At 51.1% G+C, this 7,130-nt stretch carries 6 protein-coding genes; 5 read left to right on the forward strand and 1 reads right to left on the reverse strand.

What is annotated here, in order from left to right; all coding sequences use genetic code 11:
* Window positions 1-5: 5 nt before the first annotated feature.
* Window positions 6-1,889: a tRNA uridine-5-carboxymethylaminomethyl(34) synthesis enzyme MnmG gene (gene mnmG, locus QP938_13590; GenBank protein WIO74315.1), complete on the reverse strand. Its 1,884-nt coding sequence runs from the start codon at window positions 1,887-1,889 to the stop codon at window positions 6-8.
* A gap of 655 nt (window positions 1,890-2,544) precedes the next feature.
* Between mnmG and rpmH the strand changes: the two genes are divergently transcribed.
* The 5 genes from rpmH (at window position 2,545) to mnmE (ending at window position 6,613) form a co-directional block, all read left to right on the forward strand.
* Window positions 2,545-2,679, forward strand: a complete 135-nt coding sequence (gene rpmH, locus QP938_13595; protein ID WIO74316.1) for a 50S ribosomal protein L34 — start codon at window positions 2,545-2,547, stop codon at window positions 2,677-2,679.
* A 55-nt stretch (window positions 2,680-2,734) separates the two neighbouring features.
* Entirely contained in the window at window positions 2,735-3,130 is a 396-nt protein-coding gene (gene rnpA / locus QP938_13600) for a ribonuclease P protein component (protein ID WIO74317.1), read from the forward strand.
* Window positions 3,115-3,405 (forward strand): membrane protein insertion efficiency factor YidD, encoded by a 291-nt coding sequence (gene yidD, locus QP938_13605; GenBank protein WIO74318.1) that lies wholly within the window; start codon window positions 3,115-3,117, stop codon window positions 3,403-3,405. The genes rnpA and yidD overlap by 16 nt, the downstream gene beginning before the upstream one ends.
* A gap of 2 nt (window positions 3,406-3,407) precedes the next feature.
* On the forward strand, window positions 3,408-5,045 hold the full coding sequence (gene yidC, locus QP938_13610; GenBank protein WIO74319.1) for a membrane protein insertase YidC: 1,638 nt from the start codon (window positions 3,408-3,410) through the stop codon (window positions 5,043-5,045).
* A 188-nt stretch (window positions 5,046-5,233) separates the two neighbouring features.
* Window positions 5,234-6,613: a tRNA uridine-5-carboxymethylaminomethyl(34) synthesis GTPase MnmE gene (gene mnmE, locus QP938_13615; GenBank protein WIO74320.1), complete on the forward strand. Its 1,380-nt coding sequence runs from the start codon at window positions 5,234-5,236 to the stop codon at window positions 6,611-6,613.
* Window positions 6,614-7,130 lie beyond the last annotated feature (517 nt).

The following is a 7,130-nucleotide window of genomic DNA, read 5'->3' on the forward strand; positions in this document are numbered from 1 at the left end:
GTGTGTTACGCCGAGCGTCTTTTGGCGCTGTGTTTTTTCAGGTACACCAGCAGTAGCGATGCCGCCGCCGGGGTTACGCCGGGTATACGAACGGCGCGGCCAAGAGTGTCCGGGCGGGCGTCGCTGAGTTTTTGCTTCACTTCATTCGAGAGGCCTTTGACCGCCTCGTAATCGAAGTCTTCCGGAATTTTCGTGTTCTCCTGGGCGCGCAGCCGGTCGATATCTTCCTGTTGGCGATCAATGTAACCGGCGTACTTGGCGTCGATCTCCACCTGCTCGGCCACCTGCGAGTCCAGTTGAACACTGTCGTCAAGTGCGGCGATATCTTCGTAACTCAACTCCGGGCGCTTCACCAGATCATGCAGGCTGTACTCACGAGTCAATGGGCTGCTCAGTTTTTCTTTCAGCTGCTCGGCCTGAGTCGAGTTGGGCTGAACCCAGGTGGTTTTCAGGCGTTGCTGTTCGGTGGCAATTGCTTCGCGTTTTTCATTGAAGCTTTGCCAGCGGTGATCGTCCACCAGGCCCAGTTCACGGCCTTTTTCGGTGAGACGCAGATCGGCGTTATCCTCACGCAGCAGCAGGCGATATTCTGCGCGGCTGGTAAACATGCGGTATGGCTCGCTGGTACCGAGGGTAATCAGGTCGTCCACAAGGACCCCGATGTAGGCTTCGTCGCGACGCGGGCACCAAGGATCTTTGCCCTGAGCGGCCAGTGCGGCATTGGTTCCGGCCAGCAAACCTTGCGCCGCAGCCTCTTCGTAGCCGGTAGTTCCGTTGATCTGGCCGGCAAAGTAGAGACCGCTGATAAATTTGGTTTCCAGCGAGTAGTTCAGATCCCGCGGATCAAAGAAATCGTACTCAATCGCGTAGCCCGGACGTGTGATATGGGCGTTTTCAAATCCTTTGATCGAGCGAACCAGATTGAGCTGGACATCAAACGGCAGACTGGTAGAGATGCCGTTGGGGTAGAGCTCGTGAGTATTCAGTCCTTCCGGCTCGACAAAAATCTGGTGACTGGTTTTGTCGGCAAAACGAACGATTTTGTCTTCGATAGAAGGGCAGTAGCGAGGGCCGATCCCTTCAATCACACCGCTGTACATGGGTGAGCGATCCAGACCACCACGAATCACATCGTGCGTCTGCTCATTGGTGTGGGTTATGTAACAGCACAGCTGTTGCGGGTGTTGATCCACGGACCCCAGGTAGGACATCACTGGTGTCGGGGTGTCTCCCCACTGTTCCTGCATCACCGAAAAGTCGACACTGCGGGCATCGATGCGTGGCGGGGTACCGGTTTTCAGGCGTTCAACCCGAAACGGTAACTCGCGAAGTCTCTGTGCCAGCGAAATAGCCGGTGGGTCACCGGCGCGGCCGCCGGAGTAATTCTGCAAACCTATGTGAATCTGTCCCCCCAGAAAAGTACCGGCGGTCAACACTACGGTTTTGCCGTAAAACGACAAGCCCATCTGGGTTTTAGCACCCACGACTCTATCACCTTCAAGAATCAGGTCATCTACCGCCTGCTGGAAAATCCAAAGGTTTGGCTGGTTCTCAAGAATTTCTCGAATTGCCGCTTTGTAGAGCGCACGGTCAGCTTGTGCACGGGTAGCACGAACCGCAGGCCCCTTGCGTGCGTTCAGGACACGAAACTGGATCCCACCTTTGTCAGTGGCCATAGCCATGGCACCACCGAGAGCATCGACCTCTTTCACCAGGTGGCTCTTGCCGATTCCACCAATGGCCGGGTTACAGGACATTTGCCCAAGAGTTTCTATGTTGTGAGTCAGCAACAGGGTCTTGCAGCCCATGCGTGCGGCTGCAAGGCACGCTTCGGTGCCGGCATGGCCGCCGCCAACCACGATCACATCAAATTGACCCGGGTACTGCATTTGTCGATTCCTCAAAAATTTGTCATTCAGGAGCTGTCAGTGTGGCAGACCCTGATTCATCGAACCGGCGATTATACGTTTTTTTTGTTTTTTTCGTTTGAAAGGTAAATAAGTAGATATGTTTTATATATCTCTTATGTATATAGAGGTTTTTTATAGTGATGTTTATATATAGTGACGCGAAATTCTGTTGATAACCTAAAAAAAACTATATTATTCAGGTGGTTATAGCAATGATAACCGTACGGATAAACACTAAGAAACCCGCAAATAAGCTTGTGTTTGGCTGTGGAGGAAATAGGTGGTTATCCACAGCGTGACAGATCGACCATTTTTATCCACATTTATACACAGCTATATCCCCAGCAAACGTCATAGGTTTTAAACAGCATGCCCCCAATTGTGTATATAAAGAAGGAAGACTTGTTAAAATCTGCCCGTTTTCGGCTCTTGGCCGTTGATGAGAAGACAAAAACTCATCTGGATAAGAGAAAATAGTGGAAGGGATTGCTATAGCCCGACCTTTTGTATAAAATCGCCGCCCTTTCCACGGTGGATCGCCGCAGTGATTCTGAGCCAAGGCCAGAAACTGCTGATATGAAAGCGACTACTGGAACCGGTTTAAAACACAGTTTAGTTACAACGGAATAGAGTCATGAAAAGAACATTTCAGCCGAGCGTTCTGAAGCGCAAGCGCACCCACGGTTTCCGCGCACGTATGGCTACCAAAAACGGTCGTCTGGTTTTGAACCGTCGCCGTGCCAAAGGCCGTAAGCGTCTGGCTGCGTAATTCACGCCGCAGACCAAGCAATTCCTGTCGGGGCGGCACAGTGCCCGAGCCAACGTTGAGCAGATCTGACTTCTCTCGAAGCAAGCGTCTGCTCAACGCTAGCCAGTTCCAGAATGTCTTTGATGGAACCCGCTATAAAGTTGGCCACGCTCACTTGCTGCTCCTGGCAACCCCCAACTCCCTTGATCATCCCCGTCTGGGGCTGGTTGTCGCCAAAAAAAATGTCCGCTTTGCTGTCTCCCGCAACCGTTTCAAACGGGCTGCGCGGGAATCGTTTCGCCTTAATCAGGAGAAACTGGCTGGAGTCGATATTATCTGTATGGCCAGACGTGGCATTGCCGATCTCGATAAAGCCGCACTCAACAGTCTGATGACAGAGAGCTTTAAAAGGTTGGCAAAAAAACTGGCCAAAGACCCGATTGCGGAGCACTCGACGTGTGTAAAAAGCTGATCACAACCCCGATTCGCGGGTATCAGCGCTTTATCAGTCCGTTGACCGGTGCAAGGTGTCGTTTTTATCCGAGTTGCTCAGAATATGCACTGGAGGCAATAAATCGACACGGAGTGCTTCGAGGGGGTTATCTAACGGTGCGTCGTCTTCTAAAATGTCACCCCTTTCACGATGGCGGTTTTGATCCGGTGCCTGATGTAAAAAACTCAGGATCACCTATCTACACCCAAAACCAGACCGCCGCCGCCAAACACACTACTAACACTGAGAACTGAAAATGGATTGGCAACGCTATTTATTATTGGGCGGCCTGATGGTCGTAGTGGTTATGCTGTTCCAGGAGTGGAACAAGTTTGAGGAGCAGCACAAGCCGGTGGTTGATACTCGCACCGTGGTGGAAGAAACCCCGCAAGTACCTGTGGATAGCGAGGTTGCCATTGCCGATGATGAGATTCCCCAAGTCGCCAGCGAGCAGTCCGGTGAAGATGTTCAACAGCCAGCATCTACACAGTTGATCTCGGTAAAGACTGATGTTCTGGATGTACTCATCAACCCCCGTGGCGGTGACATCGTCAAAGTCGCTCTTCCAAAATACCTGACCGAACTGGAAGGTAAGCAACCTCTGATACTGCTCAACCAGACTGCGGGCCATACCTACATTGCCCAAAGTGGCCTGGTAGGTGCTAATGGCACTGACCAGAGCGGTAATCGTCCATTGTTCAGCACCGCCATGAGCAGCTACCAGATGGACAGTGAAGAGTTGTTAGTTGACCTTCATTACCAGCAGGGTGAAGTAAATATCACCAAGCGATTCACCTTTAAACCTGGCGATTACCTGGTAGATGTCACATATCTGGTTGATAACCGCAGCGCCAATGAGTGGAAGGGTAATCTCTACGGCCAAATCAAGCGTGACAGCTCTCGCCCGGCGACGGATGCCGGATTTGGCATGCAGCCATTTGTTGGTGGTGCCATAACGACAGATGAAGAGCGCTACAAAAAAGTCAGTTTTGAAGACCTGACTGACGGCAAGGTTGAAGAGAAGAAAACGGGCGGTTGGGTTGCTGTTATGCAGCACTACTTCCTCAGTGCCTGGGTTCCCCCGAAAGAGGAAGAGAATAAATACAGTCTGCGCAAACTGGGTAATCGAGACGAGTATCTGTTTGGCTATTTAGGTCCTGCGCAAACAATTGCTGCCGGCCAACAGGGTGAGTTGAGAACAAGTTTTTACGCAGGTCCCAAAGACCAGGATCAGTTGGAAGAAATCGCCGAGCACCTCGGTCTGACCATTGATTACGGGTGGGCCTGGTGGGTGTCGCAACCTCTGTTTGCACTGTTGACCTGGATGCACAACCTTGTGGGTAACTGGGGTTGGGCAATTCTGCTGCTGACCCTCTGCGTGCGTATTCCGCTCTATCCATTGTTTGCCAAAAGTGCTCGCTCTATGGCTGGTATGCGCAAGATCCAGCCGGAAATGCAGCGCCTGAAAGAGCTTTACGGCAATGACCGCCAGCGTATGTCGCAGGAGATGATGGGCCTGTACAAAAAGCACAAGGTCAATCCGATGGGCGGCTGTCTGCCGATGCTGCTGCCGATGCCAATCTTTATTGGTCTTTACTACATGTTGTTTGAGTCGGTTGAGCTGCGTCACGCTGACTGGCTGTGGATCTCTGATCTGTCGGTTAAAGATCCGATGTTCGTTTTGCCGCTGATCATGGGGCTGACCATGTGGCTGCAGCAGAAGCTCAATCCACAGCCCACCGAGGCGAGCATGGCGACCGCCATGAAACTGATGCCGGTTATCTTCACCTTTATGTTTATGTGGTTCCCGGCTGGCCTGGTTCTTTACTGGACAGTGAACAACATTTTCTCGATCTTCCAAAGCTGGCTGGTAAACCGCAAGCTTGGGGTTTAATAAGAGGTCGGACGTCAGACGACTGACGTCGGACGTAAAAAAGGCGGCTTAGGCCGCCTTTTGTTTTTTTCAGTTCAACATCCGACATACAATGGTTGCTTTAGTCGACCAACGGGAAACAGGCGTCAGACGTCCGACCTCAGACGTCCGACCTATCGAACAGAACGGATAGGTAATCAATCACTGCCATGACTGACCAAATCACAACCATCGATACCGACACCATCGCCGCCGTTGCCACAGCTCCCGGTCGTGGTGGCGTGGGCATTATTCGTATCAGCGGTCCACGCACTCGAGAGATTGCCGACCTGATGATTGGCAAAGTACCGCAGGCTCGTTTGGCCACTTTTGCCCGCTTCAAAGGGGTAAATGAAGAGGTGATTGATGAAGGGGTGGCACTGTTTTTCCCGGGGCCCAACTCCTTTACCGGTGAAGATGTACTGGAGCTACAAGGCCACGGCGGACCAGTAATTCTAGATACCTTGTTGCGTCGGCTGGTGGATCTGAAAGTTCGTATGGCTCGACCCGGTGAGTTTTCAGAGCGTGCATTTTTAAATGACAAACTCGATCTGGCTCAGGCCGAAGCCATTGCCGACCTGATTGATGCTTCTTCCGAGCAGGCGGCGCGCTGTGCACTGCGCTCCCTGCAAGGAGAGTTTTCCCGCCGTATTGCCGATCTTACCGAAGCGCTGATCCAATTGCGTATCTATGTGGAAGCCGCTATCGACTTTCCCGAGGAGGAGATCGACTTCCTCGCCGATTCCAAAGTGGCCACCGATTTGCAGGCACTGCTGGATCAACTGGCGACCATTTTTGCCGAAGCCCGTCAGGGAGCTTTGATTCAGGAAGGCATGACAGTAGTGATTGCCGGCAAGCCCAATGCCGGAAAATCCAGCTTGCTCAATGCCCTTTCTGGCCGGGAGAGCGCCATCGTCACTGATATCGAAGGAACCACACGAGATGTGCTGCGCGAGCGTATTCACCTCGACGGTATGCCGCTGCATATTATTGATACCGCTGGCTTGCGAGACAGTGCTGATGTGGTAGAGCAGGAAGGAATTCGCCGTGCCTGGCACGAGATCGACAGCGCCGACCGAATTCTGTTTGTTATCGACAGTAATCGCGATTACTCACTCGACCCCAGGGCCAACTGGCCAGAGTTTTTTGCCAAATATCCGGAGCGGGACAACATCACCTTTGTACTGAATAAGGTTGATATCTCCGGCATTGGAACCGAAGTAAGTGAAGATCATGGTCACCCGGTAATTCGCCTGTCGGCAAAGCAAAATACAGGTATCGTAAATCTTACCAGCCACCTGAAAGATTGCATGGGCTATTCAGGTGCTGGAGAAGGCAGCTTTACGGCCCGTCGTCGCCATATACAGGCGCTGGAACAAGCAAGGGAGTTTCTTGAAAACGGCCAGCGACAATTGTTGGACTTAGCAGCCGGGGAACTGTTGGCAGAAGATTTGCGTCAAGCCCAACAGGCACTCGGTAAGATCACAGGTGAGTTCACCACAGACGATCTGCTGGGGCGAATATTTTCCAGTTTCTGTATAGGAAAGTAGAGTGCCGGTAATTACCGTTGGTCAGCCCCATTTACCGGTCAATTTTTTCACTCGCCAGGTTATCTGAAATTAAGAAAGAGGCTATGCATCAATCCGTTGTTTGTTTTTTGCTCAATTGACAGCAAACCCACTGCATCCACACAATCTTTGCACAGCTTTTCCACAATTACTGGTTAAAAAGTATGCATAAATACCCGGTTTTTTTGTGTACAACTCATCCCGGCTATTTCAATTTAAGCAACTGAAAAACATAAACTTTAATGCAAGATCGGTTCGCTAAAAAAACACCACGACAATGTGGATAACTACATCATCAACCGCTAGACTAACCAACCTGTCATCAACTGATGGCCGTTTATCAACACTTTCAGGTTTACCAAGAAGTTTTTTGTCTGGCTTCTTTAAAAATATTGCTGAATGTAAAAAAACGGCAGGTTGAGCGCTGAGGCAGGTTGTTCGTCTCAGCTTAGAAATGGATCGTTGAACAACAATCAAAATAATCAAAGGGGAAAACAAG

This window comes from Porticoccaceae bacterium LTM1, from assembly GCA_030252795.1.
In the GTDB taxonomy this organism is placed as follows: Bacteria; Pseudomonadota; Gammaproteobacteria; order Pseudomonadales; family Porticoccaceae; genus SCSIO-12696.